This window comes from Anaerococcus lactolyticus S7-1-13 (genome assembly GCF_000758765.1).
Classification (GTDB): domain Bacteria; phylum Bacillota; class Clostridia; order Tissierellales; family Peptoniphilaceae; genus Anaerococcus; species Anaerococcus lactolyticus.
Genome location: NZ_JRMW01000025.1, coordinates 1 through 25,809 on the forward strand (window position 1 = coordinate 1; position 25,809 = coordinate 25,809).

The 25,809-nt window shown below is 34.2% G+C and carries 31 protein-coding genes and 1 tRNA gene; 8 read left to right on the forward strand and 24 right to left on the reverse strand.

Annotation, left to right across the window (positions count from 1 at the left end; all coding sequences use genetic code 11):
• Nucleotides 1-100: 100 nt before the first annotated feature.
• Nucleotides 101-1,660, forward strand: a complete 1,560-nt coding sequence (locus HMPREF1630_RS02440; RefSeq protein WP_037325895.1) for an IS1182 family transposase — start codon at nucleotides 101-103, stop codon at nucleotides 1,658-1,660.
• A 186-nt stretch (nucleotides 1,661-1,846) separates the two neighbouring features.
• Here the strand turns inward: HMPREF1630_RS02440 and HMPREF1630_RS02445 are convergent, their stop codons facing one another.
• From HMPREF1630_RS02445 to cls, 17 genes are all read right to left on the reverse strand, one after another.
• Nucleotides 1,847-3,328, reverse strand: a complete 1,482-nt coding sequence (locus HMPREF1630_RS02445; RefSeq protein ID WP_037326749.1) for a hypothetical protein — start codon at nucleotides 3,326-3,328, stop codon at nucleotides 1,847-1,849.
• A 239-nt stretch (nucleotides 3,329-3,567) separates the two neighbouring features.
• Nucleotides 3,568-4,230: an HAD family hydrolase gene (locus HMPREF1630_RS02450; protein ID WP_037326750.1), complete on the reverse strand. Its 663-nt coding sequence runs from the start codon at nucleotides 4,228-4,230 to the stop codon at nucleotides 3,568-3,570.
• Between the two features lie 76 nt (nucleotides 4,231-4,306).
• Nucleotides 4,307-5,143 (reverse strand): PTS system mannose/fructose/sorbose family transporter subunit IID, encoded by an 837-nt coding sequence (locus HMPREF1630_RS02455; RefSeq protein ID WP_004828218.1) that lies wholly within the window; start codon nucleotides 5,141-5,143, stop codon nucleotides 4,307-4,309.
• Complete coding sequence (locus tag HMPREF1630_RS02460; RefSeq protein WP_004828216.1) at nucleotides 5,133-5,924, reverse strand: PTS mannose/fructose/sorbose/N-acetylgalactosamine transporter subunit IIC; 792 nt, start codon at nucleotides 5,922-5,924, stop codon at nucleotides 5,133-5,135. Before HMPREF1630_RS02460 ends, HMPREF1630_RS02455 begins: the two co-directional genes overlap by 11 nt.
• A 10-nt stretch (nucleotides 5,925-5,934) precedes the next feature.
• Nucleotides 5,935-6,402 (reverse strand): PTS sugar transporter subunit IIB, encoded by a 468-nt coding sequence (locus tag HMPREF1630_RS02465; protein ID WP_004828214.1) that lies wholly within the window; start codon nucleotides 6,400-6,402, stop codon nucleotides 5,935-5,937.
• Nucleotides 6,403-6,411: 9 nt separating this feature from the next.
• Nucleotides 6,412-6,825 carry a PTS sugar transporter subunit IIA gene (locus HMPREF1630_RS02470; RefSeq protein ID WP_037326751.1) on the reverse strand — a complete coding sequence of 138 codons (414 nt, stop codon included), beginning with the start codon at nucleotides 6,823-6,825 and terminating at the stop codon, nucleotides 6,412-6,414.
• An 11-nt stretch (nucleotides 6,826-6,836) separates the two neighbouring features.
• The gene (locus HMPREF1630_RS02475) at nucleotides 6,837-7,856 is read right to left on the reverse strand and encodes an SIS domain-containing protein (protein ID WP_004828210.1); all 1,020 of its coding nucleotides are present in this window, start codon (nucleotides 7,854-7,856) and stop codon (nucleotides 6,837-6,839) included.
• A 20-nt stretch (nucleotides 7,857-7,876) separates the two neighbouring features.
• Complete coding sequence (locus HMPREF1630_RS02480; RefSeq protein WP_037326753.1) at nucleotides 7,877-8,932, reverse strand: SIS domain-containing protein; 1,056 nt, start codon at nucleotides 8,930-8,932, stop codon at nucleotides 7,877-7,879.
• 151 nt (nucleotides 8,933-9,083) lie between these two features.
• The gene (locus HMPREF1630_RS02485) at nucleotides 9,084-9,800 is read right to left on the reverse strand and encodes a GntR family transcriptional regulator (RefSeq protein WP_037326755.1); all 717 of its coding nucleotides are present in this window, start codon (nucleotides 9,798-9,800) and stop codon (nucleotides 9,084-9,086) included.
• Nucleotides 9,778-10,272: a hypothetical protein gene (locus HMPREF1630_RS02490; RefSeq protein ID WP_037326757.1), complete on the reverse strand. Its 495-nt coding sequence runs from the start codon at nucleotides 10,270-10,272 to the stop codon at nucleotides 9,778-9,780. The genes HMPREF1630_RS02485 and HMPREF1630_RS02490 overlap by 23 nt, the downstream gene beginning before the upstream one ends.
• A 16-nt stretch (nucleotides 10,273-10,288) precedes the next feature.
• Nucleotides 10,289-11,056, reverse strand: coding sequence for a uridine phosphorylase (gene udp / locus HMPREF1630_RS02495; protein ID WP_037326759.1), 768 nt, complete (start codon nucleotides 11,054-11,056; stop codon nucleotides 10,289-10,291).
• Entirely contained in the window at nucleotides 11,053-11,739 is a 687-nt protein-coding gene (locus HMPREF1630_RS02500; protein ID WP_037326761.1) for an HAD family hydrolase, read from the reverse strand. The genes udp and HMPREF1630_RS02500 overlap by 4 nt, the downstream gene beginning before the upstream one ends.
• Nucleotides 11,736-12,179 carry a deoxycytidylate deaminase gene (locus HMPREF1630_RS02505; protein ID WP_037326763.1) on the reverse strand — a complete coding sequence of 148 codons (444 nt, stop codon included), beginning with the start codon at nucleotides 12,177-12,179 and terminating at the stop codon, nucleotides 11,736-11,738. The genes HMPREF1630_RS02500 and HMPREF1630_RS02505 overlap by 4 nt, the downstream gene beginning before the upstream one ends.
• A 10-nt stretch (nucleotides 12,180-12,189) precedes the next feature.
• Complete coding sequence (locus HMPREF1630_RS02510) at nucleotides 12,190-13,422, reverse strand: ABC transporter permease (RefSeq protein WP_037326765.1); 1,233 nt, start codon at nucleotides 13,420-13,422, stop codon at nucleotides 12,190-12,192.
• A complete protein-coding gene (locus HMPREF1630_RS02515) occupies nucleotides 13,419-14,282 on the reverse strand; it encodes an ATP-binding cassette domain-containing protein (protein ID WP_037326767.1) in 864 nt (287 codons plus the stop codon). Before HMPREF1630_RS02515 ends, HMPREF1630_RS02510 begins: the two co-directional genes overlap by 4 nt.
• Nucleotides 14,272-14,646, reverse strand: coding sequence for a GntR family transcriptional regulator (locus tag HMPREF1630_RS02520; protein WP_004828189.1), 375 nt, complete (start codon nucleotides 14,644-14,646; stop codon nucleotides 14,272-14,274). Before HMPREF1630_RS02520 ends, HMPREF1630_RS02515 begins: the two co-directional genes overlap by 11 nt.
• Before the next feature lie 256 nt (nucleotides 14,647-14,902).
• Nucleotides 14,903-16,501 (reverse strand): cardiolipin synthase, encoded by a 1,599-nt coding sequence (gene cls / locus HMPREF1630_RS02525; protein WP_004828188.1) that lies wholly within the window; start codon nucleotides 16,499-16,501, stop codon nucleotides 14,903-14,905.
• Nucleotides 16,502-16,587: 86 nt separating this feature from the next.
• On the opposite strand from cls, the gene HMPREF1630_RS02530 reads away from it, so the two are divergent.
• The 6 genes from HMPREF1630_RS02530 (at nucleotide 16,588) to HMPREF1630_RS02555 (ending at nucleotide 20,869) form a co-directional block, all read left to right on the forward strand.
• Nucleotides 16,588-17,346, forward strand: a complete 759-nt coding sequence (locus tag HMPREF1630_RS02530; protein ID WP_037326769.1) for a bifunctional hydroxymethylpyrimidine kinase/phosphomethylpyrimidine kinase — start codon at nucleotides 16,588-16,590, stop codon at nucleotides 17,344-17,346.
• Nucleotides 17,347-17,348: 2 nt separating this feature from the next.
• Complete coding sequence (locus HMPREF1630_RS02535) at nucleotides 17,349-18,695, forward strand: MATE family efflux transporter (protein WP_037326771.1); 1,347 nt, start codon at nucleotides 17,349-17,351, stop codon at nucleotides 18,693-18,695.
• 9 nt (nucleotides 18,696-18,704) lie between these two features.
• Entirely contained in the window at nucleotides 18,705-18,986 is a 282-nt protein-coding gene (locus HMPREF1630_RS09410) for a hypothetical protein (RefSeq protein WP_004828181.1), read from the forward strand.
• Between the two features lie 70 nt (nucleotides 18,987-19,056).
• Nucleotides 19,057-19,132, forward strand: a tRNA-Ala gene (locus tag HMPREF1630_RS02545).
• A gap of 424 nt (nucleotides 19,133-19,556) precedes the next feature.
• On the forward strand, nucleotides 19,557-20,360 hold the full coding sequence (locus HMPREF1630_RS02550; RefSeq protein ID WP_037326786.1) for a class I SAM-dependent methyltransferase: 804 nt from the start codon (nucleotides 19,557-19,559) through the stop codon (nucleotides 20,358-20,360).
• The gene (locus tag HMPREF1630_RS02555; RefSeq protein WP_037326928.1) at nucleotides 20,357-20,869 is read left to right on the forward strand and encodes a GNAT family N-acetyltransferase; all 513 of its coding nucleotides are present in this window, start codon (nucleotides 20,357-20,359) and stop codon (nucleotides 20,867-20,869) included. Before HMPREF1630_RS02550 ends, HMPREF1630_RS02555 begins: the two co-directional genes overlap by 4 nt.
• A 79-nt stretch (nucleotides 20,870-20,948) precedes the next feature.
• Here the strand turns inward: HMPREF1630_RS02555 and HMPREF1630_RS02560 are convergent, their stop codons facing one another.
• Together HMPREF1630_RS02560 and HMPREF1630_RS02565 are read right to left on the reverse strand one after the other, a co-directional pair.
• On the reverse strand, nucleotides 20,949-21,257 hold the full coding sequence (locus HMPREF1630_RS02560) for a hypothetical protein (RefSeq protein ID WP_037326788.1): 309 nt from the start codon (nucleotides 21,255-21,257) through the stop codon (nucleotides 20,949-20,951).
• Nucleotides 21,254-21,547 (reverse strand): DUF2089 family protein, encoded by a 294-nt coding sequence (locus HMPREF1630_RS02565; protein ID WP_037326789.1) that lies wholly within the window; start codon nucleotides 21,545-21,547, stop codon nucleotides 21,254-21,256. Before HMPREF1630_RS02565 ends, HMPREF1630_RS02560 begins: the two co-directional genes overlap by 4 nt.
• A gap of 150 nt (nucleotides 21,548-21,697) precedes the next feature.
• Between HMPREF1630_RS02565 and gloA the strand changes: the two genes are divergently transcribed.
• Nucleotides 21,698-22,081 (forward strand): lactoylglutathione lyase, encoded by a 384-nt coding sequence (gloA, locus tag HMPREF1630_RS02570; protein WP_037326791.1) that lies wholly within the window; start codon nucleotides 21,698-21,700, stop codon nucleotides 22,079-22,081.
• Nucleotides 22,082-22,154: 73 nt separating this feature from the next.
• On the opposite strand, the gene HMPREF1630_RS02575 is transcribed toward gloA, so the two are convergent.
• The 5 genes from HMPREF1630_RS02575 to HMPREF1630_RS02595 form a co-directional block, all read right to left on the reverse strand.
• Entirely contained in the window at nucleotides 22,155-22,985 is an 831-nt protein-coding gene (locus HMPREF1630_RS02575; RefSeq protein WP_037326793.1) for a PHP domain-containing protein, read from the reverse strand.
• 68 nt (nucleotides 22,986-23,053) lie between these two features.
• Nucleotides 23,054-23,293, reverse strand: a complete 240-nt coding sequence (locus HMPREF1630_RS02580) for a Veg family protein (RefSeq protein ID WP_004828169.1) — start codon at nucleotides 23,291-23,293, stop codon at nucleotides 23,054-23,056.
• Between the two features lie 148 nt (nucleotides 23,294-23,441).
• Entirely contained in the window at nucleotides 23,442-24,830 is a 1,389-nt protein-coding gene (locus tag HMPREF1630_RS02585; RefSeq protein WP_037326795.1) for an aminopeptidase, read from the reverse strand.
• 156 nt (nucleotides 24,831-24,986) lie between these two features.
• A complete protein-coding gene (locus HMPREF1630_RS02590) occupies nucleotides 24,987-25,184 on the reverse strand; it encodes a hypothetical protein (RefSeq protein ID WP_004828165.1) in 198 nt (65 codons plus the stop codon).
• Nucleotides 25,185-25,239: 55 nt separating this feature from the next.
• Nucleotides 25,240-25,779 (reverse strand): hypothetical protein, encoded by a 540-nt coding sequence (locus HMPREF1630_RS02595; RefSeq protein ID WP_037326798.1) that lies wholly within the window; start codon nucleotides 25,777-25,779, stop codon nucleotides 25,240-25,242.
• Nucleotides 25,780-25,809 lie beyond the last annotated feature (30 nt).

Here is a 25,809-nt window from a genome sequence, read left to right on the forward strand (position 1 = left end):
TACAAAATTACTCCACAAAAAGGGGCTGTTGCATAAGTCCCAACATAGAAAAAAGACGAGGAAACTAAACATCCTCGTCTTTTTCTGATACAATGTATTTATGAAACAAAATAGTAATACATCATCACTAACCAATTTTACACTAGTTAATGATACAATTCAATTAAAATTAAACTTTAACACAGAAATATACGTCCAAGATGATATAAAACTAAGGCTTGTAAAAAATATAATTGAAAGGATAGAACTAACAGAACTAAATAAAGTCTACTCATCATTTGGAAGAAAACCTACTGTAAATCCAGTAACCATGCTTCAAATAATAGTATTCTGCTATTCAGAAGGAATATTCTCATCAAGGGAAATAGAAAAATCATGCAAATATGATCTAAGAATAAAATATCTCCTAGATGGACAAACTCCACCAGATCACTCCACAATAAATAGATTTAGACAGAAAATAGTAAAACTAGCTCCTAATCTATTAAATCAAATGGTCCAAATACTAATAGAAGAAAAACAAATAGACCTATCAAGCATCTACATAGATGGAACAAAAATAGAAGCCTATGCCAATAGATACAGCTTTGTATGGCGAGGAAGCATAGAAAAATGGCAAGAAAAATTAAGAGTAAAAATAATAAAACACTTTGATTTAAATAAAGACTTAAGTCCATCTCAAGTACTAGAAGTAGTAAAAATAGCCTTTAATCAAGTAAGTAAAGAATGTACAGAAAAGAAAATAAACTTCGTATATGGGCAGGGCAAAAGAAAACATCAACTTCAACGAAACTATGAACAGCTAAAAGATTGGAAAACCAAGCTAGAAACTTATCAAGAGCATTTAGAAATAATGGGAGATTACAGAAACTCCTACTCAAAAACAGACCATGATGCAACATTCATGAGAATGAAAGAAGACCACATGAGAAATGGTCAGTTAAAACCAGCCTACAATATTCAACTAGCAAGTGCCTCAGGCTTCATCATAGGAGAAAATGTATCTCATCACCCAAATGATATGTATACCCTAAAACCATTCTTAAAAAAACTAATAGAAAAATATCCAAATAGTTTAGATAGGATAGTAGCAGACGCAGGGTATGAAAGTGAAGAAAACTATGTATACTTAGAAGAAAACAATCTAAAATCCTACATAAAACCATCAAACTACGAACAATCCAAAACAAGAAAATATAAAAAAGAGCAAGAATTTAGGGAAAGCTTAGTCTATGATGACATTCAAGACAAATACATATCACCAGAAGGAAAAATCTTTGTTAGATGTAAAGACAAGTACGATAAAAAGAAAAGTGGTTATGTAAGTATAAGTAAAGTCTACAGATGCTTTGACCGGAACAAAGGTGGCCAAAAAACCAAAGGAATCTACATAGCAGAAACATTCCAAAAATACAGAAAAGAATCCTTAGAAAATATAAAATCTGACCAAGGAATAGAAGAAAGATTAAATAGATCAATCCAAGCTGAAGGAGCTTTTTCTAAAATAAAGTCAGGCTTAAACTACAATAGATTTCATCACAGAGGAAAAGCAAATATAATAAGTGAAATATGCCTTCTATCAATGGCACTAAACTTAAATAAATTAGCTTCAAAAATTAAAAATAGGAACTTAGAAATCATAAAATACAAAGCTGCCTAAGAAAAAAATGTTAAAATGAGGAGCTCTATTACTTGAGCCTATTTTTAGGAAAATTGTGGAAAAATTTATCTTTACCTTTAAAATTTCTATATAATTAAATAGCTTGATACAAATATCCAAGAAAAAAGTGATGAGCAGAATAGTTTTAACTATTCTGCAACATCACCTTCTTGTTTATTATCAATCCTACTTAGTATATAAGCCCGTTTCATCAAGTATTTTAAGAATTTTTTCTGTCCTTACTATAATAGATTCCGCATTTTTTACTTGTCTTTCAAGCTTAGCCTTAACAGGTTTTATAGTATTAGGTGCATTTTCTAATAAGAATTTAGCTGATTTAACCATAATTTTATTTTCCATGTAAGCTTTTCTTAGCCTATCATATTGGTCCTGAGTAACTTTGCTAGTTTTTTGCTTTGGTATTTGGAAAGCACCAGCTAATAGTCTGTTATAATATGACCTAGATTTACTTTCCTTTTGCTTTGGTTTGTCTTCTGGTTTCTTTTCTGGGTTTGGTTGTTCCGGTTGATTTGGTTTTTTATTTTCAGATTTTTTTACTGCTTTCGCTGTGAACACTCTGTTATTCTTATCTACTTTAAAGTCTGTTCCATTCTGGCTTGTCCATACTGGATTTTCATAACCATCTTGTTGTTTAAGTTTGACTAGTTCTAAAATAGGTGGAATTGCATCAGAAAATTTATAAGTTTTAATGTCAGTTCCTGGTTTTGCCTTATACTTCTTGTAAGATGCTGGAGTCGCCTTATCACCTCTTGCAATAACATTATTACTATCGCTAGCATCAACAATATCAACTCCTTCACCAGCCATCAATTCTATATCCACTACATCATCTGGGGCATTGGTTGAACTGGTAATGTAGTTTGATACATAAAGCTTATTCTTTAATTTTAAGGTTGATTTATCTTTAAAGGTTAGCTTAATTTCACCTGCCTTAGGTTCAAGAATTTCTGTAAAACTATTTCTATCGCTAGCGTCTGAAACATCTGCATTGTTAAGAGCTTCATATAATTCCTTATATTCACCTTCAAGTCCATTAGTACTTGTTTTTTCTAAAGCATAACCCCAATTAATTCTTTCATCTTTCCACACCCTAAGATCTTTAGCGTTAAGTTCAGTTAATTCTTCTTTAACTCTATCAGCTAGACTTTTGAGTTCATCTTTACTTGTAGGATCAGCTTCTCCTTCTTTCAGAGAAAATTTTATTCCACCAGACCCAACGGTAATATACCTATTATTTTTCTTACTATCATCAGATTCATAAGGATTTGTGTATGATTTATCCTTATCTCCCCAAATGTATCCATCTCCATTTTCATTCTTTTTAATATCAGCAATAATATAACCAATATTAGCATTATCTGCACAATCAATTTCAGTTTCAATAATTTTTTTGCCATTCGCATCCCTAAAAGGTACAAAACACTCAAACTTTTGAGTCCCTTCCATCCATAACCACGCTCCAGTATAATTTGAACCTTGTTTAGGTGTATATTCTATCATAATTTTCTTTATACTTGTTGTAGAAGTATTTGCTGCTCGCTCTTGTGCATAAGTCTTTGTAATTGGACTTACTGCTATCCCACCTACTAGTAGGAATGATAGGCCTAGGGCGCAGGCTTTGATGATTTTGTGCGATTTTCTTTTCATTTTTCCTCCTATTGGAAACGATTCCGTAATATTATATTACTATTATAACAATAAATTAAAAATTTATCAATATTAAATTTGAATTTATTATCTAAATATAAATAAACTATTCAGATATTAGAAAATGAAAACCAAACTTGTTTAAATCATTCCAATTCTAGATATTTAAGTCTTAATGTCTTTTGAATAATTTACAAGTTTGGCTAATACTTTTTTAGTCCATATTTAATTATATTTTTCTACTTTATGATTTGATCGAGACTTATATCGCAAATTCCATCCAAAGTGTAATCAGCTGTTAGTTGAATTTTATCCCAATCTTTTTCATTCCATGGAAAATCTTTTATCCCTACTACCTCTATACCCAGCTTCTTTGCTTGATTTATGGCATATATAGCATCATCATAAAGTATGACTTGGTTTTTATCTTTTCCTAATTTTTCTATTAAGCTTTTCCAAAATTCATCTTCAGATTTTCTTAGGCCAGTATTGTCAGCTGTTGCGATTATATCAAAACATTCATAAATTCCTAACCTTTTGAAAGCCTTAATTATACAATCAGAACTTGAAGATGAAGCTACCGCTAATTTAAAGCCCTTAGCCTTAAGATACTTAATTTTATCAACGCTTCCTGCCTTAGCATCCACTTCATTAGCATACTTATAATCAATTGAACTTTGAAAATAATTAAAAACTTCTTCGAAGGTCATATCTGTTGCTATGGTTTCTGCAATAAACTTGCTCATACCTTCTATGCTAAGTGATTCTATCGTATCCTTGGTGTCTTTATCAAGGCTATCCATTGTGTGTCCATATTTTTTTAATATGTTATTTTCTAGTTCAAGCCACATAGGCATCGAATCCAATATTGTCCCGTCTACATCAAATATTAAACTTTTCATATACTACCTTTCTCCAACTATTAACCAATAATAAAAAATGATATGCATAATGCACATCATTTTTTATTGACATTAACTATGCTGCAAGAATGCCTGTATAGGAACCTATTAAACCTACAACCAACATAATAAGCATAATTATTAATGGATTGATTTTTTTCTTTAACAATACCCAAGATAGCCAAAATACTAATAAAGTTGGGATACCAGGAATTATTCCGTCTAATATTTCTTGAATTGTTGTTGCAGCATCTCCTGATCCTATGCTAATACCTATATTAACATTTACCATTTCAGAAGTCATAGCTCCTGCAACTGCAAGACCCACTATAGAAGCTGCCTTTGTTAATTTTTCCATTATACCTTGTTCATTAGCTTGAGTAATAACTTCAGTACCTAGGTTGAAACCTACAAAAGATAAAACATACCTGCATATCCAACTTGGTATATTCCATGCTAGTAAGAATAATATAGGTCCTAATAAATTGCCTTGTAGTGACAAGGATGTGCCTATACCAGTTGCAATAATCCTTAAAGTGCCCCAGAAAATTGAGTCACCAATACCTGCTAAAGGTCCCATCAAAGCTGTTTTTACATCTGATATTGACTTTGTATCAAAGGTGTCTATATTATTAGCTCTTTCTTCCTCCATAGCAGCAGATATACCAAGAGGAAAACTGATTATAAATGGTGTTGTATTATAAAATTCAAGATGTCTTGTTAAGGCTTCTCTAAATTTTTCATCTTCAGGATATAGCTTCTTTAAAATTGGCATTAATGCCCATGCATATCCCATGTGCATCATTCTTTCGTAGTTCCAAGAATGTTCCATTGGAAGTGTTCTTAAGCCTAAATTTGCTAAATCTTTTTTTGTAATAATACTATTTTGATTTTTTATTTTATTAAAATTCATCTAAAACATATCCTTCCTGTTCACTATCAGTTAAATTAACTTCTTTAACCTCATCTTGCTTGAAAAAACCAATAGCTGCCATAATTATTGAGAATATAGCAATTCCTGTAGTTGTTAAGCCAGATTTTGAGAAATATGCTAGTAAGAAATAGCCTAAGAAGAAATAAGGTGCTACTTTCTTGTTCATTATCATTTGAGCTAACATAGCAAAACCAAGTGCAGGTAGCATTCCTGTTGCAATCTCAATACCAGTAGTTATAAATTCAGGGATTCCTCCAAGGGCGCTTGTTACGGCATCACTACCAAAGTAATATGCAATTGGTACTAAACTTGATGTCATAATTTCTACTAGGAATGGGACTACCAATACATCAAATGTAAACATCTTATACTTTCCATCTGCAACGTGTTTATCTGCCAAGTGGCCTAAGGCTACTAATAGTGGAGATCCAACTATAGTTCTAAGGGCTAGCATCAAGCTTGCAATTGGCATACCAAGGGTCAATGCTGTCTCAGGACCACTTCCAGCTTTAATTGCAAATGCTACACCTAGCACTGTTCCTGACAACATATCAGGTGGGATGTATGAACCAATACTAACTGCACCAATAAAGGCAAGTTCTAGTGTTGCTCCCATTACTAATCCTGTGTGTAAATCTCCAAAAACAAGTCCAACTAATGGTCCGATAACTATAGGCCTTTGAATTAAGGCTGTTCCTAAAAAGAACTCAGACCTTCCAAGTAACATTATAAGGGCTAAAAGTATCGCTTCTCTTAACATAAATCCTCCTTTAAATAATATCTTTTACGTTAACTCTATTACTAGATGGGACGCCCTGAATATATACATCTACCCCATTAGCTATCATTCTTCTTAATATATTTTTATCTTCTTCGTTTGCATATACTGCAACTTCAAGCTTTTCGTATCCTTCATGTGGATAGGTTCCACCTAAGTTTACTTCTTTAATATCAAGAGCATTTACTAATTTTTCACAATCTTCTATACTTTCAACTATGATAAATAAGTTGTACTTGTCTGTTACCCCGGATTTTATAGCTGCGACACTATCTTCAAGGCTCTTTGCTATTACTTTTACACCCGCAGGTTTTGAAAATTTTATTACATTCTGTCTTAGCTTATCATGGACTAAAGCATCATTAGCTAGTAAGATAGCGTTTGCATTTAAGGCTTGAGACCACGAAAAAGCAACTTGTCCGTGTAAGAGCCTATGGTCTATTCTTAATAATTTTATCATCACATCTCCTTAAAAATCATCTAAATCTGCATCAGATTCAATATCTACTTGTGAACACCTTAAAATTCCGTTTTTAGAACCATCGATTATATCATCAATCTGTTCATGGATTGTATCATCAGTTGCAAGCAGAACGCTCATAACCATTATTAAATTCATACCTGTTAGCAATATTACGTTTTCCATATTAGCAACAAGTTGAATTATTTCATTATTTACACTTCCACCTAATAAATCAGTTAGTATAACTATTTTTTCATTTGTATTTTCAGACAAAAAATCTTTGATTTCTTTTTCAAATGGTATATCCTGATCCACATAAGCAGACATCGCATATAGGTTTTCTTGAGGACCCAAGATTAACTCAACACTGGATTTTACGCCCTTGGCCATGTAGGCATGGCTTACTAATAAAACTTTCATAGCAGGTCCTATTAATATTCAAATTGTCTATAATATCTTCTATATTCCAAGTTATGATTAGTGTATTTAGCGTAATTTCTTCCCATTCTTTCAGTTAAAAGTGCTGTTGCAATCCATGGAGTTAAGAATTTTCTGAACTTATCATCAATACTATTTAGGGCAAATTCTTGGGTATCAAATACATAGTGTTCTGCATTAATTTTTTTGCAGAAATTCTCAACCCTATTGTCTTGTTCTCTAAATTCATCTTCGCCCTTGATAATAAATACTGGAACATTTTCTTCAACTAATTCTAAGGTACCATGGAAAAATAAAGAGCTTGTTACTGGTCTAGTTCTAATCCATTGCATTTCTTCTAGTATGCACATAGAATATAGGAGGCATTCACCCCATAGAGCTCCAGATGCGGTGAAAATTGTATGTTCTGCATCATAAATCTTACTTGCTATAAAGTCAGCCCTTTTATCAAATGTTTCTCTAATTCCTACTAAATCTTTAAATATGCCCTTTAATTGATCTGCAAATTCATTGTAATCATCAAATTGACCAATTTCGTTTAGGATTTTATAAAGGAATATTGTTTGTAAAAGATATGAAAATTCAACCTTACCAGTTACTGCTGCTTCTTCTACAACATGAGTAGAATATTTTGCAAGTTCAGAATCTAATTTTGTAAATGAAACAACCCTAACTCCTCTTTTTTTGAATTCTTTAACTGCCTTGATTAATTCAACAGTATTTCCACTAGAACTTGCTGTGACAACTAGAGATTTTTCTGTTAATTTCTTGTCTTTTTTTAGGAAGTAATCAGCAGCGCTAATCAAACTAATATCAACATCAAAATACTTATCCAACATATAATATAAGTGATAAAATTCAAACTCTGTTCCACCTATACCCATAAGATAAATATTATCGAACCCTTCTTTTGCGATTTCTACTGCTAACTTTTCTACATCTTCTCTTTTTTGATAAGATGTAACCCCATCTTCTAAATATTTTTCTGTATCAAAATTATATATTTTTCCCATTTAAAACTCCTTAATCTTTCTCACTTAGCTTTTGACACTATTAAATCATCAAATTTTTCCATTAATGGATGACTATCCCAGCTTTTCATTGTATTTGTTACATAATATGAAAATAATTGAAAAGGTACGATAGAATAGATTAACCTACTTAATTTATTTTTATAATCATAGTGAATACAGTTTTTATAATCGTCCTTCTTACCTGTTATAAAATAGCACCTATCAGTAACTAAGCCCAACGCTTTATACAACTCTTTAATCCTGTCGCTAGTTTCGTCTAAATTATCAATTATTGCCACTGAATAATCAGGTGTTAACTGTAAATTTGGTCCGTGCAAATACTCTTCAGCTTCAAAATACATAGCAGGGATTTTTGTTGTCTCGCTAATCTTTAATGAAGCTTCTCTTGCTAATCCCAGGCAATCTCCAGAACTAACCACGTGAACAATCTTACTTGACAACATCTCCTTAATGTTTTTATCATAAATTTCTTTAGCTTGACTTACAATACTATCAAAAATAATCTGAGCTTGCTCACAATCTTTTTGTAGACTTTCTATAAAACCATCAGATAATGTTTCCTTAGAATAATTTATAGCAAAATTTAGGAAGAATACTATAAGACCTACATAACCCCTAGTAACATATCCAACAGTCTCGTTTCCAATTCCATAATCAAAAACTTTATCAGAGTGCTTACCTATTTCACTTTCGACGTTTGAAGTTAACACTGCCATTTTAATATTTTTTTCTACTAGACTATCAACTAAGGCTATACAATTTGTGGATTTGCCTCCTTGGCTAACCACGACAATGAAATCGTCTTTAAACCTATCTAGCTCATAATATTTAAAAGTGTGAGCAGTAAAAACTTCAACATTTTTACCTAACAAATCTCTTAAAGCATACTTTACTGACATGCACGCATTGAAAGATGACCCAGAAGCGACTAAAACTAAACCTTTTCCGTTTTCCTTATATAAATCTATGAATTTATCAGTTAATGCTGGATCAAATAGATTTTTCTTTACCAAATCCGGAATAGTATTTATATAGTCTAACATTGTCTTTTCCATAACCACCTCCAATAATTTTTTTAAACTATATAGCTTCTATATTCATAATATAACATCAAAAACTTTTATGCAATCGTTTTTACAAAAAGCGCATATTTTTTAAACCACTTAACCAACCACTTATAAAATTTTTCCAATAAAAAAATAAGGTTTAATTAAAATCATATCTGATTTTAAATTCAACCTTATCCATTTTCATATATGATATTGTATATTCTACCAAATTTTTATCTTTATTAATTCCGTAAAATCTTACTTTATATGTGTAACTATCAGCATCTAAGTTCAAGATAGCATTTATATTAGGATCCCTTACCACTTCTATTTTTGTTACAAAATTATTGGGTATATTCTTTTTATAGGACATGTAATCATAAATAGATATTTTTGAAAAATCATACCTAATTGCATCTTTGAATATCTCGAAAGGGAAGTAACAATACTCTATCCCATATGTGCTTTCATCTGCAAACCTTATCCTTACAAGTTGATAGAAGTCCTTATATTTTTTAAATATACTATTAAGATCATCCCTGTCATATAATAATTTAAAGCTTTGAACATAGTCTGTGCAAGTTTTTCCCAAAACTATATTTTCATGCTTCATAGAGATTGGATTATCCTTCGATAACATAATCCTTCCATTATAATTAAGATTATTTGAAATATAGGTGCCCTTGCCTTGAACTTTTATCAAAATTCTACTTTCAACTAGCTTGTCAATTGCATATTTGACAGTCATCCTGCTTAAGTTAAATTTCTCTGCAAGTTTTCTTTCAGATAGAATTTTCATTCCTGGTTTTAGGTGTCTATTTTTTATTTCGCTTAAAATATATTCTTCTACCTTATGATGTAAGCAACTCTTCAAGCCTACCTCCTTCAAAAAATTCAAAGCTATCAACCCTAGTAATCTCTTGTAAATTTCCAAAAATACCTTCGTTTGTATAATATTTAGAATTTAACATCAACATCTTATCTCCAGACCTCATATTAAAGAATTTTTCTTCTGTATCATCAAGGTAGACCATTGATAATATAACATTTGCTTTAACTGAAACAGAGGAAATAAAATCAAAAATTTTTATTATATTATCGTTTTTTATCAAATTTACATTTAATATATCCTTCTTAAATACACCTTTAAAATAAGATACGACCTCGTTTTTATTATTTATTAAAATTTCAACACAAAGAAGTTCAGTGTTTTCATTAGCATTTACTAAAGAAGCCAAAAATTTATTACCCCTTATAAGGTCTTTACTTAATAATTTAACTGAAAAGTCCTCATTTTCTTTAATAGTTTCCTTCCAGTAATTTATATTTTGTAAATTTCTAATCACTCTATCCTCATACCTTCTATTTACCCGCCTCTATCAAATTTTTAAGAGCAGTTATTCCTACTCTTATGGCAAGGTCTGTGTCGTGGACTACTGGGTTTGCGAGTCCCTCTTTTTCTCTTTCTTGGTTGGCTACTACTAAGAAGCAGGAGCCTACTCTCACTTTCAGAAATCTTGCTACGGTGAATAGGGCTGCTGATTCCATTTCGCTTGCGAGGGTTCCTAGCCTTTTCCAGGCCTCCCATTTATTGTTAAGGTCATAAGATGTAGGCATTAGGTCAGGTTCGTGTTGGCCGTAGAAGGAGTCCTTGCATTGGACAACTCCTATGTGAGACTTTGCTCCCAAACTTTCGCTCGCTTTTTTTAGGGCAGTAGTCACTTCAAAATCTGCCACAGCTGGAAATTCGATTGGAGCATACTCCTTGCTGGTGCCTTCTGCTCTGATGGCAGCTTGAGCAATTACTATATCACCACTTTTTACATCTGTGTCGATGCCACCACAAGTGCCAACTCTCACAAAGGTGTGGGCACCGAGTTTACTTAATTCTGTCAAGGCAATAGCAGCCGATGGACCACCTATACCTGTGGATGTGACTGAGACTTTTTCTCCATTTAAAAAACCTGTATAGGTTACAAATTCACGCCTGTCGCCGACTTTTTTTGGATTATCAAAGTAGGCTGCGATTTTCTCACATCTTTTAGGATCTCCCGGCAAAATTACGTATTTGCCAATGTCTTCTGCCTTTAAGCCTATGTGGTATTGTCTACCGTCATCAGAATATTTCATATGCCCTCCATTAGATTTTCTATAAGGTCTGCCACAGATTTCACGCTATAATTACACACTTCTCTTACAGCCTCGTTTGTCACATAATCAAGAGTGTAAGAAAGTGGCGTATTTTTTAGAAAATCAATATCATTGTAGTCATCACCTATGGCAATAATTTCTCCGTTAAAAGAATAGTAATCCTTGATAAAATCTATTCCTCCTTGCTTATTTATACCCTTTTTAACCACATCTATAACGCCAATCGAATAATGAAAATCAAAGTCTTCTGGGAAATGATTGACAATTTCATCATCAGAATAAATCGCAAGGGCCATTATAGATTCATTTATATTTTCAAGATTATTTATCTTTGCACTTTCTGTAAAGATTGCGAGTTGATTGTCAATTTTATTTTCATAAAATTTCAAAAAGTCCCTAGCCTTGTCTGGGTGAATTTCAGCCTTCAAGACTTCTCTCAGTTCATTCTTATCTTTTACAAAAATATGACCTCCATTGTTGCAAATCAAGGAATCCGGCTTGATTTTTCCTTCTATTAAGGGGGTGAGGCTCGCAAAAGACCTGCCTGTCACAATAGCAAAAAGATTCCCAGCTTGCTGGAAATCTCTTATTGCCTTTATGTCTTTTTGGGAAATCTTCCCGTCTATAAAAATTGTTCCGTCAAAGTCCGCTGTCAATATCATTGGTCTTTCTCTTCAATTTTGATATATTCTATGCCATTTTTCTCTAAAAGTTCCACAGCATAGTCGTCTACCCTGTAAGCATTTCTATAATAGATTTTTTTAATCCCTGCTTGAATTAGGCTCTTTGTGCAATTTAGGCAAGGAAAGTGGGTCACATAGCAAATACAATTATTTACTGCAATCCCTTCCTTGGCGCAGTACAAAAGGGCGTTCATCTCAGCATGGATGGTGGCTATGCAGTGACCATCCCTCATGGTGTGTCCTATCTCATCGCAGTGGCTATTTCCCTTAATTGATCCGTTATAGCCTGTGGAAACTATCCTATTTTCACTATTTACAAGAACACAACCCACATAGGCCCTGTCACAAGTGCCTCGCATGGCAACTGTTTCTGCCAGTCTCATAAAGTATTCATCCCAAGTTAGTCTATCTTTTGCCATATCTCTCCTCTTAAAATTTAAGTCTTATCTTAAATAGGATATCAAATAACTTATAAGATATCAAGAGGGAAAGGGCGTAGGCAAAGATCCTTAATATGATACTTGCTCCATCAAAACTAATAAAACTTGATATTATCACAAAGAGAATGGAAGTTAGGGATAAGATTCCTGACCACTTGCAAATCTCTGATAGGGCCTTATTTTTAACCATGTAGCCTGATCTTTCTGCTGAAGACCTTCCTATCAAGAAGTAAGTTCCAACAGCTATTATTAAGGCAACTACCAAACCCGCCCAAAGGGTTGAAGTCTTTTCAAAATCTGCATTTAAGAGTGATAGAAAGACTCTACTTGCTGGAGCTAGGTCATTTTTAAAATTATAATAGGCATCATTGAAAGTCCCTGGATAGGTATCTCCAAATATTCCCAAAAATGAAAATATTATAAGTTTAAACCATTCTACAAAACCTATGGCAATGATTGATAGTCCTATGTGGCCGAGGAAGTTTCCAGCCAAAAGTCCTAAGGATACGCCAACTAAGGATGCTGACACTAGGGAAATCATGGATTTCATGAGGAAAATCCCCATCTTTGCAAAATTTGCTATTTCAGAAAAAACTGACCCCTTTATTGTAATACTCACCATTATGATATTTATGATAAACAAGGCAATGCCAAAAACTAGGGCAACCCCTATTTTCATCAAAAATTCCCTTTTCTTTGACCAAGGAAGCATCCTGGTAAAGTCATAGTAGTTTAGGGATTCTTCGATAGATGTAAGTCCCATTGAGATTATCATGATAAAGACAAGGGATAGGGCCATAGAACTTGTTAGTTTTTCTGTCATGTCTAGCTTATAGGAATTAATATTTTCTCTTCCTCTCATATATTCTTCGTAGGTAGTTTGCTTATCCCAAAGGTCGTCTTTGTTGAGTTTTTCCATGTAGTCTTCATCATAAGACCTTTCTTTTCTATATCTTAATTTATATTTTTTAGCAAAAGCTTGGGCTGTTTTTTCTGCCTCCTTTAGATATTTTTCATCAATTTTTTGATCTTTCGGATGACTTTTCTCCTCACCAAGATAATTTTCCATTTGCCTTACATTATCTGTAATCCTTATTGCGTCCCATTTTAAGTTACTTTTAACCCCAAGGGTGTTTGAAAGGGTGAAGAAAAATCCGACAAGGATTAACCATATTGCATATCTCTTCCAAGTTAATTTGAGTAATTTCCTGAAGTCTTTCATATTTCACCTCCAGCTTCCATATAGAAGTAGTCTTCTATTTTTAGATCAAGCATGTCGTATTGGACAATTCCATCGTCAGATAAATACTCGCTTAAGAGCTTATCATTCGCCTTAATTAGGATTACCTTGACCCTACCAAGAGAAGATACAAGAACAGAATTGTCTGCCAAAGCCTGTGGGAGTTTGTCTTTGACAACAACTTGGACCTTTCTTATATTTTTGGTATCCACACTTGTATTTTTGAGCCTGCCGTCCTTAGAAAGATATAAAATCTCCTCGCAAACCCCAGTTAAATGGTCTAGGTCGTGGCTTGAAGCAAGAACTGTTCTCCCCTCTTCCTTGGCATCTAGGATGTAAGAAAGAATTAGTTTTTTATTTAAAACATCCATCCCATCAAGGACCTCGTCAACTAGGAGGATATCAGCCTTGGAGGCAAGGATAGTAATAAGTCCTAAGAGGTTTTTTTGTCCCTTGGATAAATTTCTAATATTTTGGTTTGGGTCAATTTCGTTTTTATTTATTTCAGTAAAGAAATAATCGCTGTCAAAGTCTTCATAGCTTATCTTGTAAAATTCTGGCAAGTCTTTGGCCTTATAAAAACTAAAATAATCAAACCTATCTGGCAAAAATCCTATATGCTTGATTAATTTTGGATTTTCACTTAGTTTTTTCTTATCAAGGGTAAAGACCCCAGCTTCTGCCAAATAAATCCCGCAAAGGATTTTAAGGAGGGTAGTCTTACCTGACCCGTTCCTGCCGACTATACCTGTAATTGTGCCTGGTCTTAGAACAAAAGATACGTCTTTTAGGACCTGATTTTTGCCAAAGGCCTTGCTGATATTGTTAACTTCAAATAACATCTATCTCACCTTCTACTTTCTCATACAATTCGATAATTTCTTCCTTGCTAATCTTAAGGAAGATTGCTTGGGATAGGTCTTCTTCTAGCTTATCAATAAACTCATCTCTTTTGATATCGATTTTTTCACTATTAAGCTCAATTACCGTACCTATACCCGGTTGGGTTTTAATAATTCCTTGACTGGACAACTCTTTAAATGCCTTGGAAACTGTTGTTTGGTTAATCAAAAGCTCCTTGGATAATTCTCTTACAGATGGAAACTTATCTCCATTTTGAAGATAGCCTGCCGCAATGGCGACCTTGGTTTGCTCAACTATCTGCATATAAAGAGGAGTCTCTGAATTTGCGTCTAATTTAAACATCGTAACTCCTTACTGTTTGGTCATACACCATACATCTTATAATCATTATATCAAGGATTGGTTTTTTGTCAAATAAAAAAGACTGGATAGAGCGGACCTCAGAGTATAGACAAATTAATATAATATTTATAATTATATTTAAATCCCAAATTTATGTGCTCTTCCTCATTTCGTTCGTCTGAATGAGGGTGAGAATCACTTTGTCTAAAGTCTGAGACCGGGCGATTCCAGCCTTATTTTTATTTAATTTATAGTCCTACATCAAAGGTGCAAATGGTTTTAGGAGTTTGCCTGCGATTTTGGTTGAAGTTTTCATATTTTCTAGATCTTCATCTGTCACAAGCTTACTTGCTTTGAAAAATTCATCAAAGTCTTCTTTGATTGTCACTAGGCTTTTTGATTTATAGACCAAAACTCCACATTCAAAGTTTTGATAAAGGGCCCTGTAGTCAAGGTTAATTGTACCGACTACGCCGATATTCCCATCGGCAAGCCAAGTCTTGGAATGGACAAAACCAGGTGTATATTCGTAGATTTTAACTCCATATTTTAAAAGTTCCGGGTAATGGTTTTTAGCAAGGGTGAAGGCAACTTTTTTGTCTGGTATATGAGGTATGCCAAGCCTAACGTCTACGCCCTTTTTTGCGGCACTTTGAAGGGCAGAAATCACTTCATCATCCACAATAAAGTAAGGTGTCATTGCATAGACATAGTCCCTAGCATTATTCACCATATCAAGGTAAATATTTTTGCAAAGTCTCTCATCGTCTGTAGGATTATCTGCAAAAGGAATGTAATAACCGTCTTCTTCCTTGGCTGTGACATATTCCAAGTATGGACTAAAGTCTTCGTCGACCTCGTTTTTTTTGGACGCATTCCACATAGTTAAGAAAAGAACAGTTAGGCTTTCTACAGCCTCTCCCTCAACTCTTAGACCACAATCCTTCCAGTGGCCAAAACGCTCATACCTGTTGATATACTCATCAGCTATGTTTATTCCGCCAGTATAGCCAACCTTGCCATCAATAACCATGACCTTCCTGTGGTCCCTATTATTTAGGTAGGTAGAAACTATAGGATACATTTTGGAAAAGACCCTAAACTTGATTCCAAACTCTTCCATTTCCTCTTCGAAATTAGAATGGAGCCTAGTTATTAGGTTTGATCCATCGATTAAAAGCCTAACTTCTACACCTTGGTTGACTTTTTCTACCAAAAGTTCAAGAATGCTTCCCCACATATAGCCATAGTCGAGTATAAAAAACTCCATGAAGATAAAGTCCTTAGCATTTTTTATATCTTCTAACATGGCATCAAACATAGTATCTCCCAACTTATAGTATTGGGACTTACTTGATTTATAGGCAGAAAATCCCCCAATGTATTTTAGGTAGGTCGCAAGATTTATAAATCTCTTATCCTCTGTCGCCATGAGTTCCTTTTTGCTAAGAGACCTTTGGTGATAGATTCTCGACTCTCTTTCAAGGTCCAGAACCCTCTTGTGCTCACTCCTGTAGCCGATTTTAAAGTAAGACATCCAGAAAGCTATAATAGCAAAAGTTGGTGCTACAATGATAAAAAGTGCCCAGGACAATTTCATGTAAGGGTTCATATCGTTTATATTTAAAATCACCATCAACATGATGATACTAAGGATGGATGAACCTCCAAAAAGATAATATTGGTTAATCCCAAAATACCTATAAAGTCCTACCAGGATGAAAATTTGGGCAAGAATCAAAAATGCAAAAAGCCCTGCCCTCGAGAATATCAAAGAACCTAGACCTTTTTTTGTCTTCTTGACATACTTGTTTTCTTTAATTTTGTTAACTACATTTTTCTTATAGTCCTTCATACTGCTACTATACTTCTATAAAGTTTTTTATCCTTAAGATTTGACTTATTATTGCAAATCCATAAGATATAAAGAAGGAGAATAAAATGAAAAACGTACTAATTCTAAACGACTTCGTATCCAAGGGAAAGATTGCCGCAAGACTTATGGCACCCGTACTTTCCTACATGGACTGTGAAGTTTTTTTGCTGCCAACAGCAATGATAGCAAATAATTTTTCCCTCGGTGGGAATGCTTTTTTTAATATAGATCCCTTTATCAAAGAAAGTCTTATAAATTGGACAAATTTAGGAATAAAATTCGACCTAATCTTTATGGGCTACATAGAAGATGAAAGTCAAAAGGAAATGATAAAAGATTTTATAAAAAGTCTCGACTACAAGACAACCATCGTCTTTGACCCAATCATGGGAGATGATGGTAGTCTCTACCAGGGCCTTGATGAAAGTAAAATCGAAAATTATAAGGACCTAATAGAAGTAGCAGATATTTTAATTCCAAATGAAACCGAAGCAAAATTTTTAGACCTAGACATAAGAAAACTTACAGAAAATGGCAAAAAGATAATAACTACATCTGCAAATACCAATGATAAATCCTGCATAATCTATAATGATGGCAGGCAAACAATTATCCCTTATGAAAAGCTAGACCTAAAAGTAGGAGGCACTGGCGACCTCTTTGACGGTCTTTTTATAGGCTACTTGCTTAAAGATTTCAAAATGATCGAAGCTATTAACCAAACATCTCAAGATATAATAAAAATTCTCCTTGCAAATGAAAGAGAAAATCCAGGTGCAAGAGAGATTAATATTGAAAAATATCTTACCTTAATCGGGTGTTAGCTATGAAATTAAATAGAAAAGAATATTTCAAAAAATCATTGACAATAGCTTGGCCAGCAGTTCTAGAATTTTTCTTTGTTTCTATTGCAGGAATTATTGATACTTTTATGGTATCAAGCCTAGGACCTGCTGCTATTGCTGCAATCGGACTAACTATCCAGCCAAAATTTCTTGCCCTTTCAACATTTTTTGCCTTAAATGCTGCCGTTTCCGCCTTAATTGCTAGACGCCAAGGCGAAGGAAAAAGAGATAAGGCTAATGTCACCCTCACAACTGCCCTATACATAATGATATTTTTTGTCATCATTGTAGACCTTGTAATGATTCCTTTTGCTGGAAAAATCTTAGAGCTTGCTGGATCAAACTCCGAAACCCATAAGCTCGCCTACGATTATTACATTATTATCATGCTAGGTCTGGTTTTTAATGCCCTATCCATGTTGATAAACGCAGGTCACAGAGGGTGTGGCAATACACGAATAGCCTTTATATCCAATCTAGTATCGTCAGTAGTCAATATCTGCCTAAACTATCTATTAATTAATGGCAGGTTTGGTTTTCCAAAAATGGGAGTAAGGGGAGCTGCCCTTGCGACAGTCTTGGGAACAGTTGTTGCAACCGTCATGTGCATCATTTCCCTCTTTAACAAGACATCCTACATGAATTTCCTAACCATGGCAAAAAACAAATTCAAATTTTCCCTAGAAATTGCTAGGGAAATCAGAAACCTCGCCGTAAATTTATTTGTAGAAAATATCTCAGCAAGAATTGGCTTTATGATTACAGCAATGACTGCAGCAAGGCTTGGTACAGAGGCCTTTGCTGCCCACAATGTCGGCATGAACCTCCTGAGTCTATCCTTCTCCTTTGGTGACGGAATGCAAACAGCTGCCATAGCCCTTACAGGCAATGCCCTAGGCGCGAACCATAAGGACGAAGCTCTCAAACTAGGCAAGTCTTGCCAGGAGTTAGGCTTTATATTTTCTGTAATAATATCCCTAATCCTCATATTTTTCGGTAGAGATATATTTTCTATATTTTTTGATAAAAATAATATTTTGGATATGGGTGTTCTAATTTCAAGGTTTCTTACAATTATCGTCCTTCTCCAGATATCACAAGTTATATATGGGGGTTGCTTAAGGGCCGCAGGTGATGTAAAATATACGTTAGGAGTTGCACTTGTGTCTGTAACCTTTATCAGATCCATAGTAACTCTTATCTGTGTTAATGTTCTAAACTTAGGACTTGCTGGTATCTGGGTGGGTATCCTATCTGACCAAGCATCAAGATTTATAAGTCTAAGACACAGATTTAATTTAGGAGAATGGGTACACAAGAAAATATAGGAGGGTACTATGAAAAAATTATTTTCTCTATTAGCTTTAGCATTAGTGCTAAGCGCATGTGGTAACTCAGCAGACAAGAAAGCTGAAGAACCAACAGAAACAACTACAAAGACAGAAGCTCCAGCTGAAGAAAAAGCTGAAGAAAAAGTTGAAGATGCAAAAGACGCTAAAGAAGACGCTGACAAAGCTGAAGAAAAAGCTGAAGATGCTAAAGACGAAGCAAAAGATGCAGCTAAAGATGCAGCTGAACAAAAAGTAGAAGAAAAAACAGAAGATAAAGGTAATAACTAATTTATCTTCACTAAAAGCCACTCGCTAGGGTGGCTTTTTCTTTTTACATATGATATAATAAATTTATCTTGGGGAATTAGCTCAGCTGGGAGAGCGCTTGGCTGGCAGCCAAGAGGTCAGGGGTTCAAGTCCCCTATTCTCCACCAAATTAAAAAAATCCGTGGTTTCTAAATCTCGGATTTTTTTTGTTATATAATTTTGTGCTATAATAATATTATCCCCGATAGAAAGGGGGTGTGTTCTATGGGGAAAAACTTGTTAGAGATACTATTAGCAGTAATCTCAAGTTTTGTATTACCCTTATTATCAAGTATTCTTTTCGAGCTATGGAAAGAAAAAAGAAATAAGGACTGAAAAAAGAGGAGGTGCAACTCCTCTTTTTTCGATGTCCCAATGGGAAATACTTGTAGTTTTGTATCACAAAGTTTGAAAGCTTTGCGGCTTTTTTGATGGGTAAGAGGTGGCTTCTCTTAACAAGATTATATGATAAATCACTTAATTTTTCAAGTTTCTATAACATATCTAACTCCTTCCTTGCTTTAGGGTATATTTATATAAAAGGAGACTCTTATGGATATGGAAAATATTATAAAAATTGATGATGATTTAAAAAGAAATGAAGAGCTCTATAAACTCTTTGATGAAGAAAGCCGTCTTAAATCAAGAACCGGTCTGGTTGAGAAAATCACTACCCAAAGGGAAATAGATAAATTAATTAATGCAAATTCTAAGGTTCTTGATGTAGGAGCCGGTACAGGAGTTTATACAATCCACCTTGCCCCTAAAGTTAAAGAAGTTACTGCTTTTGAGCCATCTAGTACAAACTTTATGAACCTAGAGCTGAAAGCAAAGAAATTTTCAAATATAAGAGCATATAATAAGTCATCTTTCGACCTAAAGGATTTAGAAGAAAATTATTTCGACCTAGTCTTAATATTTGGACCAATGTATCACTTATCTGATGACAAAGATAGAATAGACGTGCTTAGGCAAGCTAAAAGAATCTGCAAGAATGGTGGACACATATTAATTTCCTACATAAATCACGACATGGTTTTAATTAGCGAATCTATCAACTATAACCTAAATATTTTTTCAAGCCCAAGTTATGACATTAGAAAACAAAGATTAATTGATAGGCCTTTTATATTTTTCAAAGTCGATGAAGCAAGACAAATGATTGAAGGTGAGGATATTGAAATAAAAGACATAGTAGCAAGTGATGGATTCGCAGAAGTTTTGAGTAAGTACCTTGATGAAATGGCTGAAGAATCATTTAAAAATTATCTAGAATGGCACTTAAGTCACTGTAAAGACTCAGAAACACTAGGAGCAACTAACCACCTACTTTTTGTATGCAAGAATCAAAAATGAAAAACATAAAACTATATCTCCCAAAAGAAAATGAATTAGACTTTGCAAAAAATCTCCTAAATGATCCAGCCACCATGGCCTACAACAAAGGTTATGATCTTCCCTATCAAGGCTATGATAAGGAAACTGGCACTATCACTCATGACCAGGCTTATTGGGAAAAATGGTACGAACTTTATTTTTCAAATCCAAGCGAGTATTTTTACGCTTATATTTATGACAAAGATTTAAAATCCTTTGTAGGAGATGTAAATTTTCATCCCTCAAGACTTAATGATTTTACAAGGGATATAGGAATTGTGATTAAGGACGAATTTAGGGGCCAAGGATATGGAAAATTAGGACTAAAACTTTTAGTCAATAAAGCTTTTTCCTATGATTCTATAAGGGCCCTTGCCAATAATTTTGAAAAAGAACGTTCTTTTGCCTTGAAAATCCATGAGGATTTAGGTTTTAAGATCCTTGATGAATCTAATGGTACATTATATCTTGAGCTAAAAAATAAATAATTTGAAAATTTAAAGTTATGGAATAAAAAATCTAATGAAAATACCAAAACAGAGCTAAGGTCTTCCTTAGCTCTATTTTTTACATATCCATGATTTTCATCTTGTCTAGTTCGTCTTTTTGTTTTTCTTTTTTGTCGTAGTACCTGTAAATTAAGTAGTAGATTATTGTTGGAATGTTGGCTATTACCAAAGTTGTAAGGACGGCTATCCACCAATTACCATCAATTTCTGGTATATTTAACATATATATTATCGATATTATAAAAGAAATCCCTGGAAGGATTAAGCCTGCTCTTCCCTTTATATATTTACAAATCAAAATTTGCAAAATTAATGGTACGAACAAAATTAAAATTGTTATTACTGAGTTTACTGCAGCTAGCTTCATTTCTCTTCTCCTTCTTTCTTATATTCTTCAATCAAAATCTTGGCTGCATCTAGGGTGATTTTCCCGTCTATGGCCATTGATTTTATTAGGCTCACATAGGACTTATCTTCCTTATCTGATAATTTTATCTTTTCAATCAGCCTATCAAGCCTTAACCTCACTGTTGGGTAGGATACGCCGTAGATAGCTGCCATTTCCTTTAAGGATCCCGATTCTAGGATAAATCTCTTGATAAAGTCAATTTCGCTATCGTCAAGATTTTCAATCCATTCTCTCTTATCATTTCCCATGGCATCCTCCTTTGTTAATACCATTATAAACCTAAATAATATTAAAGTCAACTTTAATTTTATTAAAAATTATTAAGAGGTTAAACTTTAATTTATTTTAAGTGAATAACATTTCCCCTTTTGGGTTATATATAAAATAAGGAGGAGCTTATGAAATTTTTACACACCATGGTTAGGGTCAAGGACCTTGAAAAGTCCTTTAAGTTTTATACAGAAGAATTGGGTTTTGTAGAATCAAGAAGGAAGGAGTTTCCAGATAAGAAATTTGATTTAGTTTATCTAATTCTTCCTGATTCACCAGATTTTGAATTAGAATTAACCTACAACTACGACCAGGAAGAAGGCTACGAAGTCGGCACTGGCTACGGTCACATCGCCATTTCCCACCCAGACATCTATACTCTAAGAGAAGCTTTGATGAACAAAGGCTATGAAGTAACAGAGATAAGAGGATTAACACCAAACTCAAACAAGTATTTCTTCGTAACCGACCCAGATGGTTACAGGATTGAAATCATACAAAAAGAAGACTAAAATTTCCAACAATAAAACGGATTAAAGGCTAATCCGTTTTTCTGTTTATAAATTTTTTGGCAAAGCAACTTAACTAATTATTTCTACTAAATCCATCCTCTAGGGCCCTAAATTCATCCTCGCTTAGGCCGAAGTCTCCAAGTTCAAAACGACCTAACCTGTGAAAATCAGACCCACCTGACATTAATAAATCAAGTTTTTTCGCAACATCTTCTGCCCTTTGGAAGTCTCCGTCCTTCATCCTGGAGTGATTTATTTCCATGGCTCTAAGTCCCATTTCCTTGTATTTTTCAATTTCATCCCAGTTGTCATATTCTTGAGGATGGGCAAGGATTGATAGGCCCCCGTCAGCATTTACAGCCTCTATGGCGTCTTTTACTGGAATATAGCCCATGGTCCTGGCAAGGGAATCAGTGGTTTTTTCGTGGAAAATATCCTTAAAACCGACTCCCTCCATCCTCTCAGGATATTTTGCCTTCATGGCCCAAAAAATATCAGACTTATAAATTATAGAGTTTTTTGCAAAAGTTTTTAAATAATCGTAATCAAGTTCAAATCCATCTTTGGCAAGTTTTGGCAAAAGAGAAAGGTGATAGGCTTCCCTTTTTGTATTGGTTATGGCATTAAGTTTATCAATTTCCGGTGTAGATTCTGGCAAAAATAGGCCAACGATGTGGACTTTTTTGTGGCTATCAAAGTCGTAGGCCGATATTTCAAGGCCCTTTATTAGTCTAATATCGAAGTCTTTGCCGATTTCCTTAATTTTTTCAAAGTGGTCTGCCCTGTCGTGGTCAGTTATGGCCATGGTTTTGATGCCTGCCCCCACTGCCATTTCTATTACTTCTTTTATATCGTAGTCCCCATCTGAAAATGAGGTGTGCATGTGTAAATCTGCGTATTTCATACTACCTTCCTTAAAATTTCTATATATAAAACAAAAAAGAGACTGTTTTTCCCAACAGTCCCATATTTTTATTTGTCTGTAGTCAACTTTACTTGAGATGTTAATATATCTGAATAAGTGTAAGATATAGTTCTTTCCACATCAAATTCGTTGTTGACCTTAACTGTAAATACACTTGGAAATGCATCCACAATGACACCTGTCTTAGTTTTAACTCTCTTCCTGCCCATATCGGCTTTAAGGATAACTTCCTTGCCCACCGAATTTTCTACTTCTTTTCTAATATCGTGAACTGATCTTTGTGCCATTTAATCATCCTTCCATTTGATACTTGTATCACTATACTTCCAGATGGTCCTTTAGTCAAGAAAAACTATTATTATACACTAGCTAAAACGAATGTCAAATATTTTTATGAGTTTTTTAATTCCTAGTAAATGCGTACAATTCAATAGCTTAAATGTATTTAAAGAAAGCTAGATATGCTTTGTAGGTTTGGTAGAGGTCGGCTTTTGAAATTACTTCTAGAGGTGCGTGCATGGATACGACTGGAGTACCGCAGTCAACAACGCTCATGCCGTATTCTGCGAGGATATAGGCGATTGTGCCACCACCACCTTGGTCGATTTTGCCAAGTTCCCCTGTTTGCCAAATGGCATTTTCTTTAGCAAAGGCAAGTCTTACTTCAGATAAATATTCTCCGTCAGCATCGTTTGACCCACCCTTTCCACGTGAACCTGTATATTTTGTAAGAGCTACACCGTGGCCAAGTTTGGCTGTATTCATTGGTTCTGTTGCATCAAGATAACCCGCATCTTCTGCAAGGGTTACGTCAGCAGAAAGGACCTTAGAATTTCTGAGGGCTCTCTTTAGGCTAACAATATTGCCCTTGCCTTCGGCTTCCAATATTTCAAGGACCATGTCTTCGAAAAATTGGCTAGTCATACCTGTTGCACCAACAGAGCCGATTTCTTCCTTGTCAACATAAAGACCCACTAGAGTTTTTTCTGGTATATTTTCTCCAGCTTCAAGGATTGCCTTTAGAGAAGCGAAAGAGCATACCTTATCGTCGTGGCCATAAGCCATTATCATTGACCTATCAAAGCCAACGTCACGTGCCTTGGTGGCTGGCACTACATTTAATTCTGCCACCATAAAGTCATCTTCTTCAAGGCCATAGGTTTCCTTTAGGTATTTTAAAACATTTTTCTTGATAGGATTTTCTTTTTCATCCTTAAGAGGAATTGATCCTACCATGATGTTGAGTTTCTCACCTTCTATAACTTCGCCCGCCTTCTTTTGGTTAAGGTCGGCTGATAGGTGGACTAAAAGTTCAGAGATGAAAAATACTGGGTCATCATCCTTTTCACCTATTGATATTTCAACTTTTGTGCCATCTTTTTTAAAAGCAACGCCAACTAGACTTAATGGAATATTTGTCCATTGGTATTTTTTAATACCACCGTAATAGTGGGTTTTTAAATAAGCTGCGTGACTTTCTTCAAAAAGTGGAACTGGTTTAAGGTCAAGCCTTGGGCTATCCAAGTGGGAACCAACAATGGTCATGCCCTCTTCAAGGTCCTTAGATCCAAGGACAAATAAAGCCACAGCCTTGTTTCTATTTATAGCATAAGCCTTAGCCCCAGCTTTTACTTCGCCAGCCTTAATTAAGTCTTCAAGTGGCCTAAAACCAGCCTCTTCCGCTCTTTTAATAATTTCCTTAACAGCCATTCTTTCTGTCTTAGACTTATCCATAAAGCCAAGATAATCCTTAGAAAAAACGTCCAAATCTTTAAGCTCTGCCTCAGTCAATTCAAGCCAGGCAGATTTTCTAATATCTTCCATACTTCCTCCAATAAAAAAGGGAAATCTTCCCTCGATATTTCTTATATGATTACTATACTGGATTCTAAGTGATTTTTATAGCAATATAAAAACGATTAAGATTTTATTCCTAATCGTTTTTCAAAATTTTTTATTTTATCCTTTATAGGGCAAAACCTACTCGCCCTTATTTTTATTTTCTATAGCAAAAAATAAGATTGCTATGGCTATCAGGGTAATTGATAGGGGCAAAGTCTTAGCCATTAATACTCCTTCAATATAGTGGCCAAAAACACATTCTTTAATGACATATATGCTAATTAAGGCAAAAAGTATTCCGAGACATGTTTTACAGATATTATAAATATTTTTCATAAGTCATCTCCTTTTCAAATTTTTCTTCTCCGCTCGCCTTTTTATTAAAAATCTCCTAATAAGTTACTTTTATTTTTAAGAGATAATCCTCTTTTTTATCCTTAAATAACTTATCCACTTCATCCACATTCGCCCATTTTAGTAAAATTTCTGAAGTTTCTTCTCTGGCAACATTAAGCACAAATTTTTGCACAGCTGCTGATGGACCTTCGACCATATTCTCATTTTTTATTGGAAAATCAGTCATAATATATGAAATTAAATTCAAATTTTCTTTTTCATCAAGGCTCCAATAATTAATAGGAAGACGTTGAGGAAGAACAATCTCAACAAGGTCGCTATCTTGATCCATTTTAATTTCAATTTCAGAACCCATATGTAATTCTCCTACAAGATCTATAGGATAAGCTTTGTTGTTTATCATTACCACATTGTTTTGTGGATATCCCTTATCATCCAAAGGAAATTCCACTTCTTTGTTCTCTGATACAGGCTCTTTGCTGCAACTTGTCAGTAAAAACATAACAGAAAGCAAAAAGGAACCGATCAAAATAGTCAAAACTTTCTTAAAACTCAAAGACTTAGTATAATTCATAAAATCCACCTTCCTTAATTTTTTCAACCA